The organism is Halopseudomonas pachastrellae, assembly GCF_900114765.1.
GTDB classification, from domain to species: domain Bacteria; phylum Pseudomonadota; class Gammaproteobacteria; order Pseudomonadales; family Pseudomonadaceae; genus Halopseudomonas; species Halopseudomonas pachastrellae.
Map to the genome: position 1 here is coordinate 306,010 of NZ_FOUD01000001.1, position 20,947 is coordinate 326,956.

The 20,947-nt window shown below is 61.0% G+C and carries 20 protein-coding genes and 1 pseudogene; 17 read left to right on the plus strand and 4 right to left on the minus strand.

Features of this window, described 5'->3' with window-relative positions; translation table 11 throughout:
- Positions 1-6 precede the first annotated feature (6 nt).
- The 4 genes from BM116_RS01550 to BM116_RS01565 form a co-directional block, all read right to left on the minus strand.
- On the minus strand, positions 7-1,896 hold the full coding sequence (locus tag BM116_RS01550) for a DUF1302 family protein (protein WP_083727654.1): 1,890 nt from the start codon (positions 1,894-1,896) through the stop codon (positions 7-9).
- 44 nt (positions 1,897-1,940) lie between these two features.
- Positions 1,941-4,376 carry an efflux RND transporter permease subunit gene (locus BM116_RS01555; protein ID WP_083727652.1) on the minus strand — a complete coding sequence of 812 codons (2,436 nt, stop codon included), beginning with the start codon at positions 4,374-4,376 and terminating at the stop codon, positions 1,941-1,943.
- Between the two features lie 9 nt (positions 4,377-4,385).
- On the minus strand, positions 4,386-5,309 hold the full coding sequence (locus BM116_RS01560; protein ID WP_211276282.1) for a WD40/YVTN/BNR-like repeat-containing protein: 924 nt from the start codon (positions 5,307-5,309) through the stop codon (positions 4,386-4,388).
- Positions 5,310-5,682: 373 nt separating this feature from the next.
- A complete protein-coding gene (locus BM116_RS01565; protein ID WP_083727648.1) occupies positions 5,683-7,398 on the minus strand; it encodes a sigma-54-dependent Fis family transcriptional regulator in 1,716 nt (571 codons plus the stop codon).
- A 364-nt stretch (positions 7,399-7,762) separates the two neighbouring features.
- Here BM116_RS01565 and BM116_RS01570 point away from each other — a divergent pair, with 364 nt between their 5' ends.
- The 17 genes and pseudogenes from BM116_RS01570 to BM116_RS01650 all read left to right on the plus strand — a co-directional run.
- Positions 7,763-8,014, plus strand: a complete 252-nt coding sequence (locus BM116_RS01570; RefSeq protein ID WP_083727646.1) for a phenol hydroxylase subunit — start codon at positions 7,763-7,765, stop codon at positions 8,012-8,014.
- A 45-nt stretch (positions 8,015-8,059) separates the two neighbouring features.
- Complete coding sequence (locus BM116_RS01575) at positions 8,060-9,061, plus strand: aromatic/alkene monooxygenase hydroxylase subunit beta (RefSeq protein WP_083727644.1); 1,002 nt, start codon at positions 8,060-8,062, stop codon at positions 9,059-9,061.
- A complete protein-coding gene (locus BM116_RS01580) occupies positions 9,058-9,330 on the plus strand; it encodes an MmoB/DmpM family protein (RefSeq protein WP_083727642.1) in 273 nt (90 codons plus the stop codon). The genes BM116_RS01575 and BM116_RS01580 overlap by 4 nt, the downstream gene beginning before the upstream one ends.
- A gap of 10 nt (positions 9,331-9,340) precedes the next feature.
- Positions 9,341-10,885 carry an aromatic/alkene/methane monooxygenase hydroxylase/oxygenase subunit alpha gene (locus BM116_RS01585; protein ID WP_083727640.1) on the plus strand — a complete coding sequence of 515 codons (1,545 nt, stop codon included), beginning with the start codon at positions 9,341-9,343 and terminating at the stop codon, positions 10,883-10,885.
- A 62-nt stretch (positions 10,886-10,947) separates the two neighbouring features.
- A complete protein-coding gene (locus BM116_RS01590) occupies positions 10,948-11,307 on the plus strand; it encodes a phenol hydroxylase subunit P4 (RefSeq protein WP_083727638.1) in 360 nt (119 codons plus the stop codon).
- A gap of 10 nt (positions 11,308-11,317) precedes the next feature.
- The gene (locus BM116_RS01595; RefSeq protein WP_083727636.1) at positions 11,318-12,379 is read left to right on the plus strand and encodes an NADH:ubiquinone reductase (Na(+)-transporting) subunit F; all 1,062 of its coding nucleotides are present in this window, start codon (positions 11,318-11,320) and stop codon (positions 12,377-12,379) included.
- A gap of 99 nt (positions 12,380-12,478) precedes the next feature.
- The gene (locus tag BM116_RS01600; protein ID WP_083727634.1) at positions 12,479-12,808 is read left to right on the plus strand and encodes a 2Fe-2S iron-sulfur cluster-binding protein; all 330 of its coding nucleotides are present in this window, start codon (positions 12,479-12,481) and stop codon (positions 12,806-12,808) included.
- On the plus strand, positions 12,808-13,731 hold the full coding sequence (locus tag BM116_RS01605) for a catechol 2,3-dioxygenase (RefSeq protein ID WP_083727632.1): 924 nt from the start codon (positions 12,808-12,810) through the stop codon (positions 13,729-13,731). The genes BM116_RS01600 and BM116_RS01605 overlap by 1 nt, the downstream gene beginning before the upstream one ends.
- Before the next feature lie 31 nt (positions 13,732-13,762).
- Positions 13,763-15,223 carry a 2-hydroxymuconic semialdehyde dehydrogenase gene (locus BM116_RS01610; RefSeq protein ID WP_083727630.1) on the plus strand — a complete coding sequence of 487 codons (1,461 nt, stop codon included), beginning with the start codon at positions 13,763-13,765 and terminating at the stop codon, positions 15,221-15,223.
- Between the two features lie 7 nt (positions 15,224-15,230).
- Positions 15,231-16,085: an alpha/beta fold hydrolase gene (locus tag BM116_RS01615; RefSeq protein WP_083727628.1), complete on the plus strand. Its 855-nt coding sequence runs from the start codon at positions 15,231-15,233 to the stop codon at positions 16,083-16,085.
- A 2-nt stretch (positions 16,086-16,087) separates the two neighbouring features.
- Positions 16,088-16,873 (plus strand): 2-oxopent-4-enoate hydratase, encoded by a 786-nt coding sequence (gene dmpE, locus BM116_RS01620; protein ID WP_083727626.1) that lies wholly within the window; start codon positions 16,088-16,090, stop codon positions 16,871-16,873.
- Between the two features lie 64 nt (positions 16,874-16,937).
- Complete coding sequence (locus tag BM116_RS01625) at positions 16,938-17,876, plus strand: acetaldehyde dehydrogenase (acetylating) (protein ID WP_083727624.1); 939 nt, start codon at positions 16,938-16,940, stop codon at positions 17,874-17,876.
- Between the two features lie 10 nt (positions 17,877-17,886).
- On the plus strand, positions 17,887-18,921 hold the full coding sequence (gene dmpG, locus BM116_RS01630; RefSeq protein ID WP_083727622.1) for a 4-hydroxy-2-oxovalerate aldolase: 1,035 nt from the start codon (positions 17,887-17,889) through the stop codon (positions 18,919-18,921).
- Positions 18,918-19,721: a 2-oxo-3-hexenedioate decarboxylase gene (gene dmpH, locus BM116_RS01635; RefSeq protein WP_083727620.1), complete on the plus strand. Its 804-nt coding sequence runs from the start codon at positions 18,918-18,920 to the stop codon at positions 19,719-19,721. Before dmpG ends, dmpH begins: the two co-directional genes overlap by 4 nt.
- A 10-nt stretch (positions 19,722-19,731) precedes the next feature.
- Entirely contained in the window at positions 19,732-19,923 is a 192-nt protein-coding gene (locus BM116_RS01640; RefSeq protein WP_083727618.1) for a 2-hydroxymuconate tautomerase, read from the plus strand.
- An 86-nt stretch (positions 19,924-20,009) separates the two neighbouring features.
- Complete coding sequence (locus BM116_RS01645) at positions 20,010-20,609, plus strand: hypothetical protein (RefSeq protein WP_083727616.1); 600 nt, start codon at positions 20,010-20,012, stop codon at positions 20,607-20,609.
- Between the two features lie 192 nt (positions 20,610-20,801).
- A pseudogene (locus tag BM116_RS01650) lies at positions 20,802-20,947 on the plus strand (IS3 family transposase); the annotation flags it as partial.

Consider the following 20,947-nt stretch of genomic DNA (forward strand, 5'->3'; position numbering starts at 1 on the left):
TCCGAATCAGAAGCTGTAGCGGACGGTCAGTTGCAGTTCGTCCTGGTTTTTGGCCATGCCCAGTGGGCCGGCGCGGAAGCGACCCAACGGCTCATAGCCGGTCAAGCCCAGGCTGAAACCTTCGGGGTGGCCCGTGTACCCGGCGGTGAACGGGTCCCAGGGGTTACAGGTGCGGCAGTCATCGAACTTGTTGGCACCGCTGCCGACTTTCAGGTTTGCACCACCGATGACGCGCAGGTTGTCGCTGACCAGCCATTCGATGCTTGGTGCGATGGTGGTGGCACCGGCGCGGAAGTCATGCGCAGCCAGTAGTTGCGGGCTAAGCCGGTCATTCATCCACCAGCCCTTGACCAGCAGGGTGCCGGTCCAGTTGGCCTTCCAGTCCGGTATGCCTACCCGGCCCAGGAGACGCTGCTCACTCTGGTACTCGTGAATGTGCTGGCCGAAGATCTGGCCCGAGAACAGGAAGGCGCGGCGGCTGTTAAGCCATGGTATGAAGATGTTCTTGTCGGCACCGACCACATAGCGCGTGACGTTGCTCTCCGAGAACAGTCTGGTCTGGATGGTGTTGGCGAACTCTTCGCCTTCGGTGTGAGCGAGTTCGACGCGGAACACGGTATCCAGACCCTGGGCGTAGTAGTCCAGCGAGCCGCCGATCAGGTTGACGCGGGGGAAGTGGATATCGAATGCGATGAGGGATGGCCAGATTCCGGTGACGCCGGTGAATGCATTTTGCGCCGGGATACCGCCGCGCAGCGAAGGCAACTGGCTGCGGTAGGTGAGTGCATTGAGCGAGAAGCCAACGTCGCGGTACACACCCTCAAGCTTGATACCGAACTGGGTGTTGGACAAACTCCACGCGGGCATGTGGGCTTTGCGGATGCCGATCTGGCCGGGGCCGAAGTCGGTGGCAATGTTACCGTTGGCGAAATTAGCGACGGTGCCGCCGTACTCCCAGAGTGTGTTCATGCCGCGGAAGAAGCAACCCGCGTCGAGAATCACGTTGGGCGAGCCGCATTGGCCGATGTTGTGCGGGCGGAAGCGGTCGAAGTTCCAGACGAAGGATACGTTCAGGTCGTCGAAGATGTCGCCAGCGCCCATGCGGTAGTCGGATTTGAGGATCCACATCGGGATGCGGATGTCTTCCAGCTCGTCGTAAATATTATTGCGCGAGAAGTCGACCGGGTTGATGACGTCCAGCACCCGGAACAGGTCGGTGCGGCCCCAGACGACCTGCTGCTTGCCCAGGCGGGTGCTGAGGATGTGGCCGTTGTCGAAGCTGTAGTCGAAGTCGACATACAGTTCGCGGATGAAGTCGAGCCGGTCATTGAACTCGGAGAAGCGCAGTTCGTTGGTGTCCTGGTCCAGATAGCCGTTGATACAACCGCGGCTATCGACATCACAAGGCCGCACCGGCACGCCGAAGGCGACGCCGCCGTTGGTGCTGTGCAGGTTCTCGCCGAGCACAATCATGCCCTTGTTGGGGTGATCGGCCAGATTGAAGGTGTTGGGCAATTGCAGACCGCCACCGTGGGGGACACTGGTGCTGCCGCCTAAGCCGCTGGTGTTCTCCAGACGAATGCTGCCGCCGGCTCTGCGGCCGTATTCGTTGCTGTTGAGGTCGTAGACCCCGTCGTAGCTGCCACGAAATACGCCGTTCCAGGAAACGTTGCTGAAGATGCCGAGTTCGCCGAACTCGCGTTCAGCGTTAATCTGCACCGTGTTGCGAAATTTCGACAGACCGACGGAGTCGCGCACATAGGTAGCGTTTTCATAGAAGCCGGTGATCTCCGTTTCCTCACTGGCAATCGCGGCGCTAAGCGGGCTCAGCAGCAGCCCGGTGCCGCTCGCCAGAGCGAGGCTCCAGCGTCCGAGGCCTTTTATTTTTGTTTGCATTGGCAGTTCCTCATTTCAGTGGGGTAGGGCAGGACGAGTCGAGCTCAACCTTGCCCCGTTATCAGCGCCCCGACAGGCTGCGGGGCACTGGCTGCCGGGCGATCGGCATGCAGGATGCCATCCTCGTCGGCGTAGACATCGGTGATGAAGCGCGGGCGCATCACCAGCACCCAGGAGGGCACCAGCAGCATGGCGGCCAGACCGTTGATGACGATCATCACGCACAGCAGCATTGCCGCGTCGGACTGGAAGCGAAGGTCCGACAGCAACACCCACATGACGATGCCGGCCATCAGGGTGACGGCGGTGAAACTGATGGCCATGCCGGTGGTGGCGATCGCCTGGCGAACGGCATCGACCAGCCTGCCGCTCTTGGCCATTTCCTCGCGGATGCGGTCCATCATGTAGATTGAGTAGTCGATGCCCACACCAATGCCGACGGCGATGACCGGCACTGTGTTGATGTCGATGTTGAGTCCGGCCAGGCCCATGTAGGCGTAGGTAAGGGTGGTCGCGAAGGTCATCGCCAGCAGCATCATCAGCCCGGCGTGCCAGGAGGTGTAGAACAGCATCACGAAGGCGAAGATCAGCAGAAAAACCAGCGGCAGCACGACCAGATTGGTTTCGAAGGCCGACTCGTTCATGGCCGCGGCAACGCCGAGGGTGCCGCCGGCCAGCCGGATGGTCAGGCCTTCAACCTGGCCGTCGTGTTCGGCGATCCATTCGCGCGCCATGTGAATGGCACGACGGATGGTCTCGCCTTGGCGATCCTTGTAGTAGAACACCAGGTTGGCGATGCGATCGTCGGTATCGTTGAACTCGTTCAACGCCCCGGGAATCGGGCTCGACGCCATATAGGTAAACATCAGGCCGCCGACGTAGTCCGCTTCATGGGGGATCTGGAACCAGCGTGGATCGTCGTTGTGCATCAGCCGGTTGACCTGCTTGATCAGGTCCGGCAAACCCTTGCTGCCACCGACCGCCGGATCGGCCAGCATGTGCGCCTGCAAGTCCTGCAGGGCGCGCAGTACCTCGGGCTTTTTCAGCCCGCCTTTCTCGGCGTGTTCGGCGATGATGTACAGCTCTTCTGAGCCGGGGAAGCGGTCATTCACTTCCTTGGACGACAGGTTGTAGTCGTGGTCGGGGTAGAGGATGGGTGAACCCGGTTCCGAGTCGCCGATACGCACCTGGGAGGCGGCGACCAGACCCAGGGCAATGGTCAGCGCGGCAGCGCCAAGCACGACCCGCGCCGCGCCCGGACGGCTGACGGTGCGGGCGCAGGTGGCGCCGATATGGCGCAGGAAGGTTTCCTTGATCTCGGGGTTTTTCGGCGTCGGCAGGATCGACAGCAGCAGTGGTACGCCAATCAGCACGGTCAGGATGACGGTCATCGCCCACAGCGAGGCATACACGCCCAGCTTGGTATTCAGGGCAATGGAGCCGATGGCGATCAGCGACAGGCCTACAGCGTCGGAGACCACGCCAAGCGAGCCCGGGCGGAACAGGCTGTCAAAGGTCGCCCTGGCCGCTTTCGGGCCGTTGCCAAGGACACGCACCTCGGCGTAGTAGCGCTCGACCAGTTGCACCCCGTGGCTCATCGCCCGCGCGGCAATCAGGAAGGGAATAACCAGCCCCAGCGGATCCAGGTTGAAGCCCAGCAGGCTGATGATGCCCAGGCCCCAGATGGTCGAGATCAGCACGCCGCCGAGGGGAATCAGCACCCCGTAGGCCTTGCGGAAATGGAATACCAGCAGCGACAGCATGATCAGCACGGTAAAGATGAAGATCTGCAGAATCTGGTCCATGTAGGTGTAGGCCCAGCCCACCAGCACCGGCTGGCCGGTGGCATACAGGGTGACGCCATTGCCGCTTTCCGCCTCGCGCAGGGCCTGCAACTGGGCGAAGGTGGCGGCGTAGTCGAGCTGGCCTTCGATCAGTTGCGCCTTGACCAGCGCCATCTTGAAGTCGGAGGACACCAGCGGGCCGTAGATGCGCGGGTTGGCGGCTACATCCGCGCGCATCTGCGCCAGTTGCTCATCGCTGTAGTTGCCGTTTTGCGGGTCAAAGTAGGGCTCGGAGTTGATCGAGCCCACCTCGGTCAGCCAGATCTTGCGCGAGTTGCGGTGGGTGACGCTGGTCACCAGGTTGTGGTTGACGCCGGGCAGGTTGTCGACGGCCTGGGTGACCCGGTCAATGGTGGCCAGGTTGGCGTTGGAGAAAATGTCACCGTTGTCGAAGGCAACTCCCACGACCAGCACGTTGGCACCGCCGAAGCTGTCCTTGATGCTGTTGTGCAGCTCGATATAGGGGTGTTTCTGCGGCAGCAGATCGGCAAAGTCGGTATAGATTTTCAGCCCCGGTATGCGCAGCGCAAACAGCAGGGTCAGCAGGGCGATGGCGGCCAGCACCTTGCGTGGATTGTTGAACATCCACACCTCAAGACCGTGCATGGCATGGGTAAAACGATGTAATCCAGACATGTCGGTTCCTCAGTCAGCGCTGGCCGCCAGGGCCTTTGGGAGTTGAATATTCAGCAGCGTGCCGCGCCCGCCGGCCGCCAGCAGATGCTGCTCGGGCACGAGCAGACCGGCACGCAGATACAGGGGCTGATTGGGCGTGGCCAGCGGCTGCCAGCGGCTGCCGTGCAGGCTGAGTACGGTGGTGTTTTCGCCGAGGGCATAGAGTGCGTTGCCATCACTGACAAAGCCGAAGATCGGCGCTTCGGTGCCGCTGGGCTGCTTGCGCCAGGTTTCTCCGGCATCGCGGGTGTGCCAGATAAAGCCGTTCAAGCCACCAACCCAGCCTTCATTGAGGTCGCGGAAGAAGCTGGCGTGGGGGTAGAACTCGTCAGGCAGGCTGCCGGCCGGCTCCCAGCTGATCCCGGCGTCGCGGCTTTGATAGACCAGCCCGTATTCGCCGGTTACCACGGCGTGCTCGGCGTCGATGAACTGCAGGGTGGTGAGAATGGCATCCTCATCCAGACTGGATTCGTTCCAGCTGGCGCCCTGGTCTGCACTGTGCTGCAGGGTGCTGAAACTGCCGACCGTCCACCAGCTGCCGTCCGGCGCACAGGCGGTGGCCATCATCTGCTCGCTGCTGGGCAGTGAGTGGCTGCGCCACTGGCTGGCATCCGGGCTGCCGTGCCAGAGCTGGTTGTCGAAACTCAGGGCGATGAAACTGCGGTCCGGACACACATCCAGATCGACCAGACTCATGCTGGTCGGTAGCGGCTGGCGTTGCCAGCTGGTGCCCTGATCACTGCTGCGCAGCACCACGCCATCGTTACCGACGATGAGGGTGGTTTCACCATTGCTGGCCATGGCCTGGTAGAAGTCGGTGCGTTGCAGGGCTTCGCTGTGCTGGCGGTCTACTGCGTCCAGATTCAGCGGCGCCTCGCAGCCGGTCAGGAACATTGAGCAAGCCAGTCCGGCAAGCAGATGCCGACGACCCGGCGCACCTCGGAGAGGTGTTGGTATGTTAAACATGGTATGTCACCAATCAGGGTTTTATTTTTATTCACGGAGCGACAAAAGCTCGGTAGCAAGCGCTGTGCCAGCGTTTCCGTATAATTACAACTGACTGATTGATAACGGTTTTTTATCGGGTGGTGGTTTTTTTGCGGTAATGCAGCTGCGTTTCGGGCAGGGTAATTTGATCAATTGATAAAAGTGCAGGCGGGGCTTGCTGATTTGGTAAAGCGCGGGTTCGGACTGGGCTGCTCTGACGGGTGAGAGGGCGCTCCTTGCCCGGTGCAAGGAGCTATTCGGGCGGGTGGCCGCTGCGGGGCTAGTGCTGTTCGCTCGCTTCCAGAATGCCGGACTTCTTCAGCCGATATGCCAGCGCCGGGCGTGTCAGCCCGAGCCTCCTGGCGGCCTCGGATACGTTTTGGCCGGCGTCATCCATGGCGCGACGCATGAGGCTGTTTTCGACCTCTTCCAGGCTGACGCCAGAGGTCAGAATCTGCGATACCCAGTCGCCTCCGGTGGCGATGTCGCTGCCATGGACGATGGTGCCGAAATCGTTCAGACGGTCATCGCAGGATGTCTCGATAATCTCCGGGCTGACTGCGAACAGCGCGTCCTGGCTGATGCTCTCGTTGCTGTCGGTCAGAATCACGCCGCGTTCGATGACGTTTTCCAGTTCGCGGATATTGCCTGGCCAGTGGTAGTTCAGGCATAGCTCCAGCGCCTTGTCCGACAGCCCCAGGGTGCGCTTCTGGTAGGCATGGTGCGACTTGCGCAGGAAGTGCTCGGCCAGCAGCGGAATGTCCTCCTGCCGCTCCCGCAGTGGCGGAATCTGAACCGGGAACACATTCAGGCGGTAGTACAGGTCAGCTCGGAAGCGTCCCTTTTCGACGGCATCGGCCAGGCTTTCGTTGGTGGCGGCAATCACCCGCACATCGATCTTGCGGGTATGCGAATCACCCACCCGCTCCAGCTCGCCTTCCTGCAGCACGCGCAGCAGGGTGGCCTGGGCTCTTGGCGGCAGTTCGATCACCTCGTCAAGAAAGATGGTTCCGCCATTGGCCCGTTCAAAACGGCCTGCACGCGCCTGGTGAGCCCCGGTGTAGGCGCCTTTCTCAACGCCGAACAGTTCTGCCTCGATCAGGTCGGGCGGGATCGCGGCGCAGTTGACGGCCACGAACGGCTTGTCGGCGCGCTCGCTGCGCTGATGCACACTGCGGGCAATCACCTCCTTGCCAACGCCGGTCTCGCCCAGCAACAGCACCGAGACCTTGCCCTTAGCGGCCTTGTCGATGGTTTTGCAGACCTTTTTGTAGGCGCCCGACTGGCCAATGCCGTAGTACTGACCTTCCTGCTGATCCAGGTCGTTTTGCAGCGAACTCAGCCGCGATTGCAGGTCGTACAGCTCCTCGATAATGGGGTCTTCCTTGAAGTAGCTTTTGAAATGCTCCGCGTCATCCCATTCCTCCGCCGGCTTGCCGACGATTAGGCAGCGCTCATCGCCGCAACCGCGGCAGCTGACTTCGCGGTAGATGATTTCACGCCGCATGAATGAGGAGCTGTAGGCACAGGCATAGCCCAGCAACGACCAGCAGGCAGGTTCATGCATCAGCCCCAATTCCGTCTGGCAAATCTCGACCTCGAACGAGTCTACCCACTCCAGTTCGCCATAGAAATGGCCCTTCTGGTGGTCAAGATCAATCTGGATTGGCTTGACCTTGACCATGCCCTTGAGTGAATGCAGCTGCGGACCGACGAGGAAGATATCGAGCTCGTTGTTGTGTGGCCTGAGTTTGCGAGCCAGCTCGGCATCCTTGAGTCCCGACTGGTAGCCCATGCGCAGAAAGAAGCCCTTGGCGCGCTCGATACCGAGGGTGTTTACCAGCTCACGCCGGAAGGTGGCCATGGCGGACACCTGCATCAGCAGCATGCGCTGTTCGGCAAACCAGATTTTGCCGTCAGTGCTCTGAAAACGGATCTGCTCGGTCAGATCGTGATAGTCCGAATACTGCAGGTGCGGCTTGTAGCTGGTCGCCATGATGCATTAGCCCCTGTTGTTTTTGTTGGGCGGTTTGCGCTGTCTCACAACATGCTGTGACGCGCTGAGTGTCTCGGCATCTTGACGCTGTCTGCGGTTAAAAATCAACCAGATGATTAATTGGCCAAGGGGGCGTCGCGCTGGGTGAGCATTTGCTGACATGCGCAGCGCTGTTTCATCAAATCATCAAATTCCCCCCGTGATTCCCTCCGCCGCCGAGCGCTTACGGGGATGCGGCTTATCAATGCGTAAAAATAAAAAGTCTTAAATATCAATTATTTGAGGTCTTATTTCGCTCCGTTCTCGCTGGCTGGCATAGCCGTTGCTGTAGGTCTGCTCACAACAACAAGCACGGTGAAGCCCTATGAGCCAGACCGCCCAAAGCTTTGACCAGATGACCCGCTGGATTCGGGTACGCAGCGAACCGGACGCCCGCTTTGTCGAGTTCGATTTTGCCATCGGTCACCCCGATCTGTTCGTCGAACTGGTGCTTCCGAAAGACGCTTTCGTTCAGTTCTGCAAACACAACAAGGTTGTTCACATGGATGAGGCCATGGCCCGTCAGGTTGACGAGGACATGGTGAAGTGGCGCTTCGGCGAGAAAGGCCAGCGCTGATTCCGATCCGACACACCCCCACAAAAACAAAACGGTACGGTTGTCATGAGCATTGAAATCAAAACCAACTCGGTGGAGCCGATTCGGCACACCTACAGCAACATCAAGCGCCGCTTTGGCGACAAGCCTGCCTCGCGCTATCAGGAAGCCAGCTACGATATCGAGGCGGCCACCAACTTTCATTACCGCCCCCTGTGGGACGCCGAGCACGGTCTGAATGACCCGACCCGCACCGCCATCCGCATGCCCGACTGGTACGCGGTAAGCGATCCGCGCCAGTTCTTTTACGGTGCCTACGTGCAGAACCGCGCCAAGATGCAGGAAGCCGCCGAGCACAGCTTCAGCTTCTGCGACAAGCGCAATCTACTGACCCGCATGCCTGAGGCGCTGCAGGAAACCCTGCTGCGTCTGCTGGTGCCGCTGCGCCATATGGAGCTGGGCGCCAACATGAACAACAGCAGCATCGCTGGCGATGCGGTGGCCGGTACCGTGACCCAGCTGCACATCTATCAGGCCATGGACCGCCTGGGCATGGGCCAGTACCTGTCGCGCATTGCCCTGCTGATCGATGGCAGCACCGGCGAGGCACTGGATCGCTCGAAGACCTACTGGATGGAAGACGCTCTCTGGCAGCCGCTGCGCAAGCTGGTTGAGGACAGTTTGGTGGTCAAGGACTGGTTCGAGCTGACCGTACTGCAGAACCTGCTGATCGATGGCCTGCTGTACCCGCTGATGTATCACAAGTTCGATCAATGGCTGGCGGAGCAGGGGGCCGAGGATGTCTCGATGCTCACCGAGTTCATGCGTGACTGGTACGCCGAATCCTGCCGCTGGGTCGACGCCATGCTCAAGACCGTGCGCGCGGAAAGTGATGCCAATGCCGAGCAGTTGCAGCGCTGGATTGCTCACTGGCAGCCGCGGGTCATCGGTGCCCTGCAGCCGCTCGCCAACGCCAGCGTCAGTGTCGCAGCGCTGGACGAGGTGGTTGGCCAATTCGACCAGCGGCTGAAGAAGCTCGGCCTGGTCGCCGAGGAGGTCGCCGCATGAGCCAGCTCGCCTTCATCGTTTTTCAGGACAACGACAACGCCCGCTATCTGGTAGAGGCGATGGCCGAAGACAACCCTCACGCCGAAGTGCAGTACCACCCGGCCATGATCCGCATCCAGGCTGAAAAGCGCCTGGTAATCAACCGTGCCACGGTTGAGGAAAAGATCGGCCGTGAGTGGGACGTGCAGGAGATGCTCCTGGACGTGATCAGCATCGGCGGCAACGTGGATGAGGATGATGACCACTTCATCCTCGAGTGGAAAAACTAGGAGACCCCTCATGGCTACCAAGAACAAGAAGCTCAGCCTCAAAGACAAGTACCAGTACCTGACTCGCGACATGGCCTGGGAACCGAGCTACCAGAAGAAGGAAGACATCTTTCCCTACGAGCGCTTCGAGGGGATCAAGATCACCGACTGGGACAAGTGGGAAGACCCCTTCCGCCTGACCATGGATGCCTACTGGAAGTATCAGGCCGAGAAAGAGAAGAAGCTGTACGCCATCTTTGACGCCTTCGCCCAGAACAACGGCCACCAGAATATTTCCGATGCGCGCTACGTCAACGCCCTCAAGCTGTTTCTGACCGGTGTTTCGCCGCTGGAATACGGCGCGTTTCAGGGCTACGCCAAGGTTGGCCGGCATTTCAGCGGTGCCGGTGCGCGGGTAGCCTGCCAGATGCAGTCGATTGACGAGCTGCGTCACGTGCAGACGCAGCTGCACGCCATGAGTCACTACAACAAGCACTTCAACGGCCTGCACGATTTTGCCCACATGCACGACCGGGTCTGGTTCCTGTCGGTGCCCAAGTCGTTCTTTGACGACGCACGCTCGGCTGGCCCGTTCGAGTTTCTGACGGCCATTTCGTTCTCGTTCGAATATGTGCTGACCAACCTGCTGTTCGTGCCGTTCATGTCCGGCGCGGCTTACAACGGCGATATGGCCACCGTGACCTTCGGCTTCTCGGCGCAATCGGACGAAGCCCGTCACATGACCCTGGGCCTTGAGGTCATCAAGTTCATGCTCGAACAGCACGAAGACAACGTGCCGATCGTGCAGCACTGGATCGACAAGTGGTTCTGGCGCGGTTACCGCCTGCTGAGCCTGGTCAGCATGATGATGGACTACATGCTGCCCAACAAGGTGATGTCTTGGAAGGATGCGTGGGAGGTCTATTACGAGCAGAACGGCGGCGCCCTGTTCAAGGATCTGGAGCGTTACGGCATTCGCCCGCCCAAGTATCAGGACGTGGCCAACGACGGCAAGAACCACATCAGCCATCAGCTGTGGTCGACCTTCTATCAGTACAGCCACGCCACCAACTTCCATACCTGGCTGCCCAGTGCAGCGGAAATGGACTGGCTGTCCGAGCAGTACCCGGACACCTTCGACAAGTACTACCGCCCGCGTTTCGAGCACTGGCAGAAGATGCGGGACAAGGGTGAGCGTTTCTACAACAACACCCTGCCGCAGCTGTGCCAGGTGTGTCAGGTGCCGGCCCTGTTCACCGAGCATGGCGATCCGACCCAGCTGAGCCTGCGCACACTCGAGCACGAGGGCGAGCGTTATCACTTCTGCTCGGATGGCTGCTGCGACATTTTCAAGCACGAGCCCGAGAAGTACATCCAGTCCTGGTTGCCTGTGCACCAGATCTATCAGGGCAATTGCGAGGGTGCAGACGTCGAGACCGTGGTCTCGAAGTACTACCACATCAATATCGGCCAGGACAATTTCGACTACGTGGGGTCGCCGGATCACCAGCGCTGGCAGGCGATCAAGGGCAATCGGCCGCTCGGGGGCGATGACGACTCCCGGGACGCCGCCTGAGCTTTCACAACACCCGTCCCCGACCGACAGGTCGGGGCGACAACAAGAACAAGGTGATCTCCATGAGCGTTAAAGCCCTTTATCAATACACCGCAGAGCCGCGTGACCTGCAGGCCAACTTCAATGGCATGCAACTGGTCTATCTGTACTGGCCGAACCATCTGCTGTTCTGTTCGCCGTTTTCCTTTCTAGCGTCGCCCGAGATGAGCATGGGCGAGTTCTGCGAGGAGGTTGTGCGCCCGGCCATTGCCGCCCACCCGCAGGCCGCCGGCCTGGACTTTGGCCAGGCCCAGTGGCAGCTCAACCACCAGCCGTTCAGTCCGGACCCTGCGCTCAGCCTGGCGCAGAATGGGGTGACGCACAAAGCGATGCTGACCTTGCGCGTGCCCGGCCTTGACGGTATCGCCGGCGGCGTAGTCTGAGGAGGCGGTCATGAGCTACACAGTCACGATTGAGCCGACCGGCGAACAGATCGAAGTCGAGCAAGACCAGACCATCCTCCAGGCCGCGCTGCGTCAGGGCGTCTGGCTGCCGTTTGCCTGCGGCCACGGCACCTGCGCGACCTGCAAGGTGCAGGTGCTGGAGGGCGACGTGGATATCGGCGAGGCCTCGCCGTTCGCGCTGATGGATGTCGAGCGCGACGAAGGCAAGGTGCTGGCCTGCTGCGCCACGGTGCAGAGCGATGTGACCATTGAAGCCGATATCGATGTGGATGAGGACTTCGAGGGCTATTCGGTAGAGGACTACCAGGCCACGGTCAGCGAACTGCTGCCACTGTCACCGACCATTTTGGGCGTGCGCCTGAAGCTGGATCGTGCGATGCAGTTTCAGGCTGGCCAGTACATCAACCTGGAACTGCCGGGCATTGAGGGCAGCCGTGCGTTCTCGCTGGCCAATCCGCCGAGCCGGCCGGACGAGGTCGAGCTGCATGTGCGGTTGGTCGAAGGTGGCGCAGCCACCGGCTACATCCATCAGCAACTGAAGGTGGGTGATCAGCTGTCGCTGTCCGGACCCTACGGCATGTTCTTTGTACGCAACTCGCAGCAGGGCGATCTCATCTTTATTGCCGGCGGCTCGGGGCTGTCCAGCCCGCAGTCGATGATTCTCGACCTGCTGGAACAGGGCGACAGCCGCCAAATCACCCTGTTTCAGGGCGCACGCAACCGCAGCGAGCTCTATAACGCCGAGCTGTTCGAGCAACTGGCTGCCAGCCACGCCAATTTCACCTATGTACCGGCGCTCAGCCAGGCCGCCGATGACAGCGAGTGGCAGGGTTTCCGTGGCTATGTGCACGACGCTGCCAAGGCGCACTTTGACGGCCGCTTTGCCGGTCACAAGGCCTACCTGTGCGGACCGCCGCCGATGATCGATGCGGCGATTACCGCCCTGATGCAGGGCCGGCTGTTTGAGCGCGACATTTTTATGGAGCGTTTCTACACCGCCGCCGACGGCGCAGAGGACACCCAGCGCTCCGCGCTATTCAAGCGGATCTGAATCCGGGACGCGAAGGCCAGCCCTCGGTTGCGCATTGCCGCAGCGGCGGGTGACAGGGCCTTGGCGTGAGCAAACGAACGGCAGTCGAGAATAACAACGATGACTGACACATTCGAAATGACCGAGCTGGTCAGAGGCCTGCGCTTCAACTGCGCAAGCGATAACTCGCTGCTCAAGGCGATGGAGCTGGCCGGCAAGCGCTGCATTCCGGTGGGCTGCCGCGGCGGTGGCTGCGGTCTGTGCAAGGTCCATGTGATCAGCGGCGAGTTCAGCTGCGGGCCCATGAGCAAAAAACACGTAGACGAGGCATCGCGCCGCTGCGGACGGGTACTGGCCTGTCGGGTCTATCCGCGCAGTGACCTGAGCTTTGAATATCGGCCAGCACCCGAGCTGGCAGGCACCAACAACAATTCCAATGAGGTGATGTGATGAGAAAAGGTTTGATGCGTCCCGGTCACGTGCAGATCCGGGTACTGGATGCCGAAGCCGCCCTGAAACACTATCGCGACCTGGTCGGCCTGATTGAAACCGACCGCGACGAACAGGGCCGGATTTACCTGAAAGCCTGGACCGAGGTCGACAAATTCTCGCTGGTGCTCAATCCGTCCGATGAGCCCGGCATGGATTTCATGGGCTTCAAGGTGGTGGACGAGGCAACGCTGGTGCAGCTGGAGCAGGACCTGCTCGCCTGGGGCTGCCCAGTAGAGCATATTCCGGCCGGCGAGCTGCGCGGCTGTGGCCGCCGCATCCGCTTTGTCGCTCCCAGCGGGCACACCTTTGAGCTCTATGCCGAGAAGGAATACACCGGCAAGTGGGGCGTCACCGAGGTTAACCCGGAGGCCTGGCCAATGGACCTCAAGGGCATGCGCGCGGTGCGTTTCGACCACTGCCTGATGTATGGCGATGAGCTGGCGGCCACCTACGATCTGTTCGTCAATGTGCTCGGGTTTTACCTGGCCGAGCAGGTGCTGGACGAAAACGGCGACCGCATCGCCCAGTTCCTCAGCATCTCGACCAAAGCGCATGACGTGGCTTTCATCATGCACCCCGAAAAGGGCAAGTTTCATCACGCCTCGTTCTTCCTCGAAACCTGGGAAGACGTGCTGCGCGCCGCCGACCTGATCAGCATGACCGATACCTCGATCGATATCGGCCCTACCCGCCATGGTCTGACCCACGGCAAGACCATCTACTTCTTCGACCCCTCCGGTAACCGTAATGAGGTGTTCTGCGGTGGCGACTACAACTACCCGGACCACAAACCGGTTACCTGGGCCGCTGCGGACCTAGGCAAGGCGATTTTCTACCACGACCGTCAGCTCAATGAGCGTTTTCTCACCGTACTGACCTGACCTTACCTATTTTGGCGGGAGCTGTTTAGCCATGAAAGAAATCAAGCATTACATCAACGGCGCGTACGTCGGCTCGGCCAGCGGTCGGCTGTTCGACAATATTAACCCGGCCAACGGCAGAGTGCTCAGCAAGGTGCACGAAGCCGGGCGCGAGGAAGTTGATGCCGCCGTGCGCGCAGCGCGGGCGGCGCTGAAAGGGCCTTGGGGAAAGATGTCGGTCGAGGAGCGCACGGCCATCCTGCACCGGGTTGCCGATGGCATCACCGCGCGCTTTGATGAGTTCCTCGAAGCCGAATGTCTGGACACCGGCAAGCCGCGTTCGTTGGCCAGCCATATCGACATTCCGCGTGGCGCCGCCAACTTCAAGGTATTCGCCGACCTGATCAAGAATGTTGCCGCCGAGGCATTCGAGATGGCAACGCCGGACGGTGCTGGTGCGCTCAACTACGCGGTTCGCCGGCCCAAGGGCGTGATCGGTGTGATCAGTCCTTGGAACCTGCCGCTGCTGCTGATGACCTGGAAGGTCGGCCCGGCATTGGCCTGCGGTAATACCGTGGTGGTCAAACCCTCCGAGGAAACGCCGACCACCACTGCGCTGCTGGGCGAGGTCATGCAGCAGGCCGGGGTGCCCGATGGGGTCTACAACGTGGTCCACGGTTTTGGTGGCAACTCGGCCGGCGCCTTCTTGACCGAGCATCCGGATGTGGATGCCTACACCTTCACCGGTGAGACCGGCACCGGCGAAACCATCATGAAGGCAGCCGCCAACGGCGTGCGTCAGGTGTCCCTTGAGCTGGGTGGTAAGAATGCCGGCATCGTGTTTGCCGACTGCGATATGGACAAGGCGATCGAGGGCACGCTGCGCTCGGCCTTTGCCAACTGCGGTCAGGTGTGTCTGGGCACCGAGCGTGTCTACGTTCAGCGGCCGATCTTCGACGAGTTTGTCGCGCGCCTGAAAGCCGGTGCCGAGCAGCTAGTGCTGGGCCCGCCGGACGATGCCACCAGCAATTTTGGTCCGCTGATCAGCCTTAAGCACCGTGAGAAGGTGCTGTCCTACTACCAGAAAGCCGTTGAGGACGGGGCCACCGTGATTACCGGCGGCGGTGTGCCGGACATGCCGGCAGAGCTGGCCCACGGCGCCTGGGTGCAGCCGACTATTTGGACCGACCTGAAGGATGACTCGGCCGTGGTAACCGAAGAGATCTTCGGCCCCTGTTGCCATATCCGCCCGTTTGACAGCGAAGAAGAAGCCGTGGCTCTGGCCAACAGCCTGCCCTACGGCCTGGCCTCGGCCGTCTGGACCGAAAACGTCACCCGCGCGCACCGGGTCGCCGGTCAGCTGGAGGCCGGCATCATCTGGGTCAACAGCTGGTTCCTGCGCGATCTGCGTACAGCCTTTGGTGGCAGCAAACAGTCGGGCATCGGGCGTGAGGGCGGGGTGCATTCGCTCGAGTTCTACACCGAAATGAAAAACATCTGCGTGAAGCTGTGAGGTGCTTATGAATGTGGCAGTAGAGAGTCCCGAGTTGGGCCGCAGCATCATCGCTGGCGGTTACCAGACCAATGTGCATGAGCATGGCAAAGGCTTCCCGCTGATGCTGATTCACGGTTCCGGGCCGGGCGTCACCGCCTGGGCCAACTGGCGTCTGGTGATGCCCGAGCTGGCCAAACAGCGCCGGGTCATTGCCCCCGACATGCTGGGCTTCGGTTACAGCGAGCGCCCGGCCAACCCGGATTATCAGCGCGATGTCTGGGTCGAGCATGCCATCGGCGTGCTCGATGCACTGGGCATCGAACAGGCTGATCTGGTGGGCAACTCTTTTGGCGGCGGTATCGCGCTGGCGCTCGCCATTCGCTATCCGCAGCGAGTGCGCCGGCTGGTGCTGATGGGCAGCGTTGGCGTGAGCTTCCCGATTACCGACGGGCTGGATCGGGTCTGGGGCTATGAGCCGTCCTTCCAGACCATGCGCAGCCTTATGGATACCTTTGCCTACGACCGCACGCTGGTCACCGACGAACTGGCCGAGCTGCGTTACCAGGCCAGTATCCGCCCCGGGTTCCAGGAATCCTTTGCGCAGATGTTCCCGGCGCCACGTCAGCGCTGGGTGGACGGCCTTGCCAGCAACGAGGCGGATATCCGCGCCGTGCAACACGAGACGCTGGTTATCCACGGGCGCGAGGATCAGGTCATCCCGTTGCAGGCCTCACTGCAGCTGGCGCAGCTGATTCCCAATGCCCAGTTGCATGTCTATGGCCATTGCGGCCACTGGACCCAGATCGAACATGCCGGTCGCTTTGCGCGGCTGGTAGAAGATTTTCTCAGCGAAGCCGACAGCGCTTCAGGAGCGAACTGATCATGGATCAGACTCAGATCAACCAGCTTGGCGACGAGCTGTACCAGGCAATGCTCAAGCGCGAGGCGGTCAGCCCGCTGACCAGCCGTGGCTTTGATATTAGCATCGACGATGCCTATCACATCTCGCTGCGCATGCTGCAGAACCGACTGGACGCCGGTGAGCGGGTGATCGGCAAGAAGATCGGCGTCACCAGCAAGGCGGTGCAGAACATGCTCAATGTGCACCAGCCCGATTTCGGCTACCTGACCGACGCCATGGTCTACAACAGCGGTGAAGCCATGCCGATCAGCGAGAAGTTGATGCAGCCGCGCGCCGAAGGCGAGATTGCCTTCATTCTCAAGCGCGACCTGACCGGCCCCGGGGTCACCAACGCCGATGTGCTGGCGGCAACCGAATGCGTGATGCCGTGCTTCGAGATCGTCGATTCGCGTATCCAGGACTGGAAGATCGCGATTCAGGACACGGTCGCCGACAATGCCTCCTGCGGGCTGTTCGTGCTGGGTGATCAGGCGGTATCGCCGCGCAAGGTCGATCTGGTGACCTGCGGCATGGTGGTGGAAAAGAACGGCCAGATCATCAGCACCGGCGCAGGCGCCGCAGCGCTGGGCTCACCGGTCAACTGCGTTGCCTGGCTGGCCAACACCCTGGGCCGCTTCGGCATTTCCCTGAAGGCCGGCGAGGTCATCCTGTCCGGCTCGCTGGTGCCGCTTGAGCCGGTCAAGGCCGGCGACTTCATGCAGGTCAGCATTGGCGGTATGGGTACGGCCAGCGTGCGTTTCGTGTGACTCGACGGGCGTGGCCCTGCGATCACGCCTGTACAGCGGATTATTCCCAGAGAGGGAAAGGACAATGAGCAAAAAACTGAAAGCCGCGATCATCGGCTCGGGTAACATCGGCACCGACCTGATGATCAAGATTTTGCGCAACAGCCAGCATATCGCCATGGGTGCCATGGTCGGTATCGACCCCGAATCCGATGGCCTGGCGCGTGCTGCGCGCATGGGCGTGGCCACCACCCACGAAGGGGTGGATGGGCTGGTCAAGATGCCGGAGTTTGCCGACATCGACTTTATCTTTGATGCCACTTCGGCCGGTGCCCACAGGCACAACGAAGTGCTGCTGCGCGGTCACAAGCCGGGCCTGCGCATTATCGATCTGACCCCGGCGGCCATCGGCCCCTACTGCGTGCCGGTCGTGAACCTGGAGCAGAACATCAACGAGACCAACGTCAACATGGTCACCTGTGGCGGTCAGGCGACCATCCCGATGGTGGCCGCGGTCTCGCGTGTGGCCAAGGTGCACTATGGCGAAATCGTTGCGTCGATTTCCTCGAAGTCCGCCGGGCCGGGTACCCGCGCCAACATCGATGAATTCACCGAGACCACCTCCAAGGCGATTGAAGTGATCGGCGGTGCCCGTCGTGGCAAGGCGATCATCATCATGAACCCGGCCGAGCCGCCGCTGATTATGCGCGATACCGTCTATGTGCTCAGCGAACTGGCCGATCAGGCCGCCGTTGAAGCCTCGGTCGAGGAAATGGTGCAGGCGGTCAACAGCTACGTGCCGGGTTACCGCCTCAAGCAAAAGGTGCAATTCGACGTGATCCCGCCGGATCAGCCGCTGAACGTACCGGGCCTTGGCCACTTGAGCGGGCTGAAAACCTCGATCTTTCTGGAAGTCGAAGGTGCCGCCCATTACCTGCCGGCCTACGCCGGAAACCTCGACATCATGACCTCTGCGGCGCTGGCGACCGCCGAGCGCATGGCGCAGTCGATGAACCTGGCCTGAGGACACGATCATGACATTCAATCTCGGCAAGAAACTCTATATCTCCGACGTCACTCTGCGTGACGGCAGCCATGCGATTCGCCACCAGTATTCGATCAAGAATGTGCAGGACATCGCCCGCGCACTGGACAAGGCTAAGGTCGACTCCATCGAAGTGGCCCACGGTGACGGCCTGCAGGGCTCCAGCTTCAACTACGGCTTTGGTGCCCACACTGATCTGGAGTGGATCGAGGCGGTGGCCGAAGTGATCACCCACTCGCAAATCGCCACCCTGTTGCTGCCCGGCATCGGTACTACCCATGACCTGGACAACGCCTACAGCGCCGGGGCACGCATCGTGCGGGTGGCCACGCACTGTACCGAAGCCGATGTCTCCAGACAGCACATTGAGCATGCCCGCAAGCTGGGTATGGATACCGTCGGCTTTCTGATGATGAGCCACATGCAGACCCCGCAGGGCCTGGCGCAGCAGGCCAAGCTGATGGAGGACTACGGTGCCACCTGCCTGTATGTGGTCGACTCCGGCGGCGCCATGGGCATGCAGGATATCCGTGACCGCTTCCGCGCTCTGAAGGATGTACTCAAGCCGGAAACCCAGACCGGCATGCACGCCCACCACAACCTGAGCCTCGGGGTCGCCAACTCGATTGCCGCGGTGGAAGAGGGCTGTGACCGCATCGACGCCAGCCTGGCCGGCATGGGCGCCGGCGCCGGCAACGCGCCGCTGGAAGTGTTCATCGCCGCCGCCGAACGGCTCGGCTGGGAGCACGGTACCGACCTCTACACCCTGATGGACGCCGCCGATGACATCGTCCGCCCGCTGCAGGATCGCCCGGTGCGGGTTGACCGCGAAACCCTGGCGCTGGGCTATGCCGGCGTCTACTCCAGCTTCCTGCGGCACTCCGAGGTGGCGGCGCAGAAATACGGCCTGAAAACGGTCGACATCCTGGTCGAGCTGGGCCGGCGCCGTATGGTCGGCGGCCAGGAAGACATGATCGTGGATGTAGCACTGGATCTGCTGAAAAAACAGGAGCAGTCGGCATGAAAGAGCAGAAACGCACCCTGACGTCCGAGCAGGTACTGGCACTGGCCGAGCACATCGAGAACGCCGAGCTGCAGGCGCACGACATCCACAAGATCACCAACGACTACCCGCAGATGACCTTCGCCGATGCCTACGATATCCAGTGGGAAATCCGCCGGCGCAAGGAGGCTCGCGGCAACAAGGTCGTCGGCCTGAAGATGGGCCTGACCTCCTGGGCAAAAATGGCGCAGATGGGCGTGGAAACCCCGATCTACGGCTTCCTGGCCGACTATTTCAGTGTGCCCGACGGTGGCGTGGTGGACACCAGCGAGCTGATCCACCCGAAGATCGAGGCGGAAATTTCCTTTGTGACCAAGGCGCCGCTCAAGGGCCCGGGCTGCCACATCGGCGATGTACTCGCAGCGACCGATTATGTGGTGCCGACGGTCGAGGTGATTGACTCGCGCTACGAGAACTTCAAGTTCGATCTGATCAGCGTGGTGGCCGACAACGCTTCGTCAACGCGCTTTATCACCGGTGGCATGATGGCCAATGTCGAAGACGTTGACCTGAAAAACTTCGGTGTAGTGGTGGAGAAGAACGGCGAAGTGGTTGATGTTGGTGCTGGCGCCGCGGTCCTCGGCCACCCGGCGTCGAGTGTCGCCATGCTGGCCAATTTGCTGGCTGAGCGTGGCGAACACATCCCGGCCGGCAGCTTCATCATGACCGGCGGCATCACCGCGGCCATTACCGTCGAAGCGGGCGACAATATCAGCGTGCGCTACCAGGGGCTGGGTAGCGTCACCTGCCGATTCATTTAAGGAGCATGCCATGCCGATTGCACAGATTCATATGCTGGAAGGTCGTAGCGACGAGCAAAAGGAAGCGCTGATTCGCGAAGTGAGCGAGGCCATTGTCCGGGCACTGGATGCGCCCCTGCCGAGCGTTCGGGTGATCATCAGCGAAATGCCCAAGACACACTTCGGCATTGGTGGCGAACCGGCCAGCAAGGTGCGTCGCTAGTGGCGTCAGCGCAAAGACCGCCCCTGCCCGTACTGTTTCTGTCCTGCCGGGAAGAACGGCAGGCAGATCCGGGCAGGGGGCCTTTGATGGCCCGGTTGCTCGCCTCCGGTGCAACGCCGGAGGCGGTGCTGTTTATCACGATTGCCGATCAGGATGACAGGCTGCAACTGATCGGCAGCGGCACAGATGGCGAGCGTTTGTCAGCTCTGGCCGAAGGGCTTTCGAGCCGAGGCGTTTGCGCATCGGTGCAGCGCTGCGCCAGCTCACCGCTGGACCACATTGCCGCAGAACTGTTTGGTGACTTCGCCGGCGAATGTATCGAGCTGCGGTTAGCGACAAACGTTGAAGAGCCGGGCTACAGCGGTATCGGCCAGGCACTGAGCGACTGGCGTGAGAGAGGTACGCTGCTGGTGTGTCTGGATCGCGTTGACGGGGGCCAGCGCCTGAAGTCGCTGTACGACTCCTCCTGGCTTGACCTGATGTCCTCGTGGATTGAACAACATCAGTGGCGTCAGCTTGTCACCGGGTTCAAGGCCGGCGGGGGTAACGACCAGCCCGGTATCGGAACGCTTTGCCTGCTGCAGGCTGCCCTCGGATTGGCCGGCATGCGATTACCCGAGCGCCTGGTCGGCTTTGACCTGGATGATGCGCGCCGCGCGCTGGTTGGCTTTGGCTGGATGAGTTGATTAACGATTCTTGAGCGTTGCCAGAGGCAGGCCGGTGCAGGCCTTCCCGATGTCAAGTCTGCCCCCCCCTTTTGCCGACGGAGAGATAAAGAACTTTCCATCGACCCTGATCGTTTATACGCGCTGGTGAGGCTGCTTTCGGCCGGTTCTGTTGAAAAAGTAGCTGCGATCTCATGCCGTTGGCAAAATTGGGCCATCAGCCAATGCGGAGACAACGCAGCCTGTGAGGGGGTCTTCGGCATACTGAAACGCGAGCGAGTACACCATCGGCGTTACCGAACGCGGGACGAGGCAAGAGCTGATCTGTTTGAATACATCGAGCGGTTCCATAACCCCAG

Bases quoted from the DNA above. Each gene is read 5' to 3' on its own strand.
- BM116_RS01550 (WP_083727654.1), bottom strand. From the start codon at position 1,896: ATGCAAACAAAAATAAAAGGCCTCGGACGCTGGAGCCTCGCTCTGGCG.
- BM116_RS01585 (WP_083727640.1), top strand. From the start codon at position 9,341: ATGGCTACCAAGAACAAGAAGCTCAGCCTCAAAGACAAGTACCAGTAC.
- BM116_RS01640 (WP_083727618.1), top strand. From the start codon at position 19,732: ATGCCGATTGCACAGATTCATATGCTGGAAGGTCGTAGCGACGAGCAA.
- BM116_RS01555 (WP_083727652.1), bottom strand. From the start codon at position 4,376: ATGTCTGGATTACATCGTTTTACCCATGCCATGCACGGTCTTGAGGTG.
- BM116_RS01560 (WP_211276282.1), bottom strand. From the start codon at position 5,309: ATGTTCCTGACCGGCTGCGAGGCGCCGCTGAATCTGGACGCAGTAGAC.
- BM116_RS01605 (WP_083727632.1), top strand. From the start codon at position 12,808: ATGAGAAAAGGTTTGATGCGTCCCGGTCACGTGCAGATCCGGGTACTG.
- BM116_RS01625 (WP_083727624.1), top strand. From the start codon at position 16,938: ATGAGCAAAAAACTGAAAGCCGCGATCATCGGCTCGGGTAACATCGGC.
- BM116_RS01580 (WP_083727642.1), top strand. From the start codon at position 9,058: ATGAGCCAGCTCGCCTTCATCGTTTTTCAGGACAACGACAACGCCCGC.
- BM116_RS01595 (WP_083727636.1), top strand. From the start codon at position 11,318: ATGAGCTACACAGTCACGATTGAGCCGACCGGCGAACAGATCGAAGTC.
- dmpH (WP_083727620.1), top strand. From the start codon at position 18,918: ATGAAAGAGCAGAAACGCACCCTGACGTCCGAGCAGGTACTGGCACTG.
- BM116_RS01610 (WP_083727630.1), top strand. From the start codon at position 13,763: ATGAAAGAAATCAAGCATTACATCAACGGCGCGTACGTCGGCTCGGCC.
- BM116_RS01575 (WP_083727644.1), top strand. From the start codon at position 8,060: ATGAGCATTGAAATCAAAACCAACTCGGTGGAGCCGATTCGGCACACC.
- BM116_RS01590 (WP_083727638.1), top strand. From the start codon at position 10,948: ATGAGCGTTAAAGCCCTTTATCAATACACCGCAGAGCCGCGTGACCTG.
- dmpG (WP_083727622.1), top strand. From the start codon at position 17,887: ATGACATTCAATCTCGGCAAGAAACTCTATATCTCCGACGTCACTCTG.
- BM116_RS01570 (WP_083727646.1), top strand. From the start codon at position 7,763: ATGAGCCAGACCGCCCAAAGCTTTGACCAGATGACCCGCTGGATTCGG.
- BM116_RS01615 (WP_083727628.1), top strand. From the start codon at position 15,231: ATGAATGTGGCAGTAGAGAGTCCCGAGTTGGGCCGCAGCATCATCGCT.
- dmpE (WP_083727626.1), top strand. From the start codon at position 16,088: ATGGATCAGACTCAGATCAACCAGCTTGGCGACGAGCTGTACCAGGCA.
- BM116_RS01645 (WP_083727616.1), top strand. From the start codon at position 20,010: ATGGCCCGGTTGCTCGCCTCCGGTGCAACGCCGGAGGCGGTGCTGTTT.
- BM116_RS01565 (WP_083727648.1), bottom strand. From the start codon at position 7,398: ATGGCGACCAGCTACAAGCCGCACCTGCAGTATTCGGACTATCACGAT.
- BM116_RS01600 (WP_083727634.1), top strand. From the start codon at position 12,479: ATGACTGACACATTCGAAATGACCGAGCTGGTCAGAGGCCTGCGCTTC.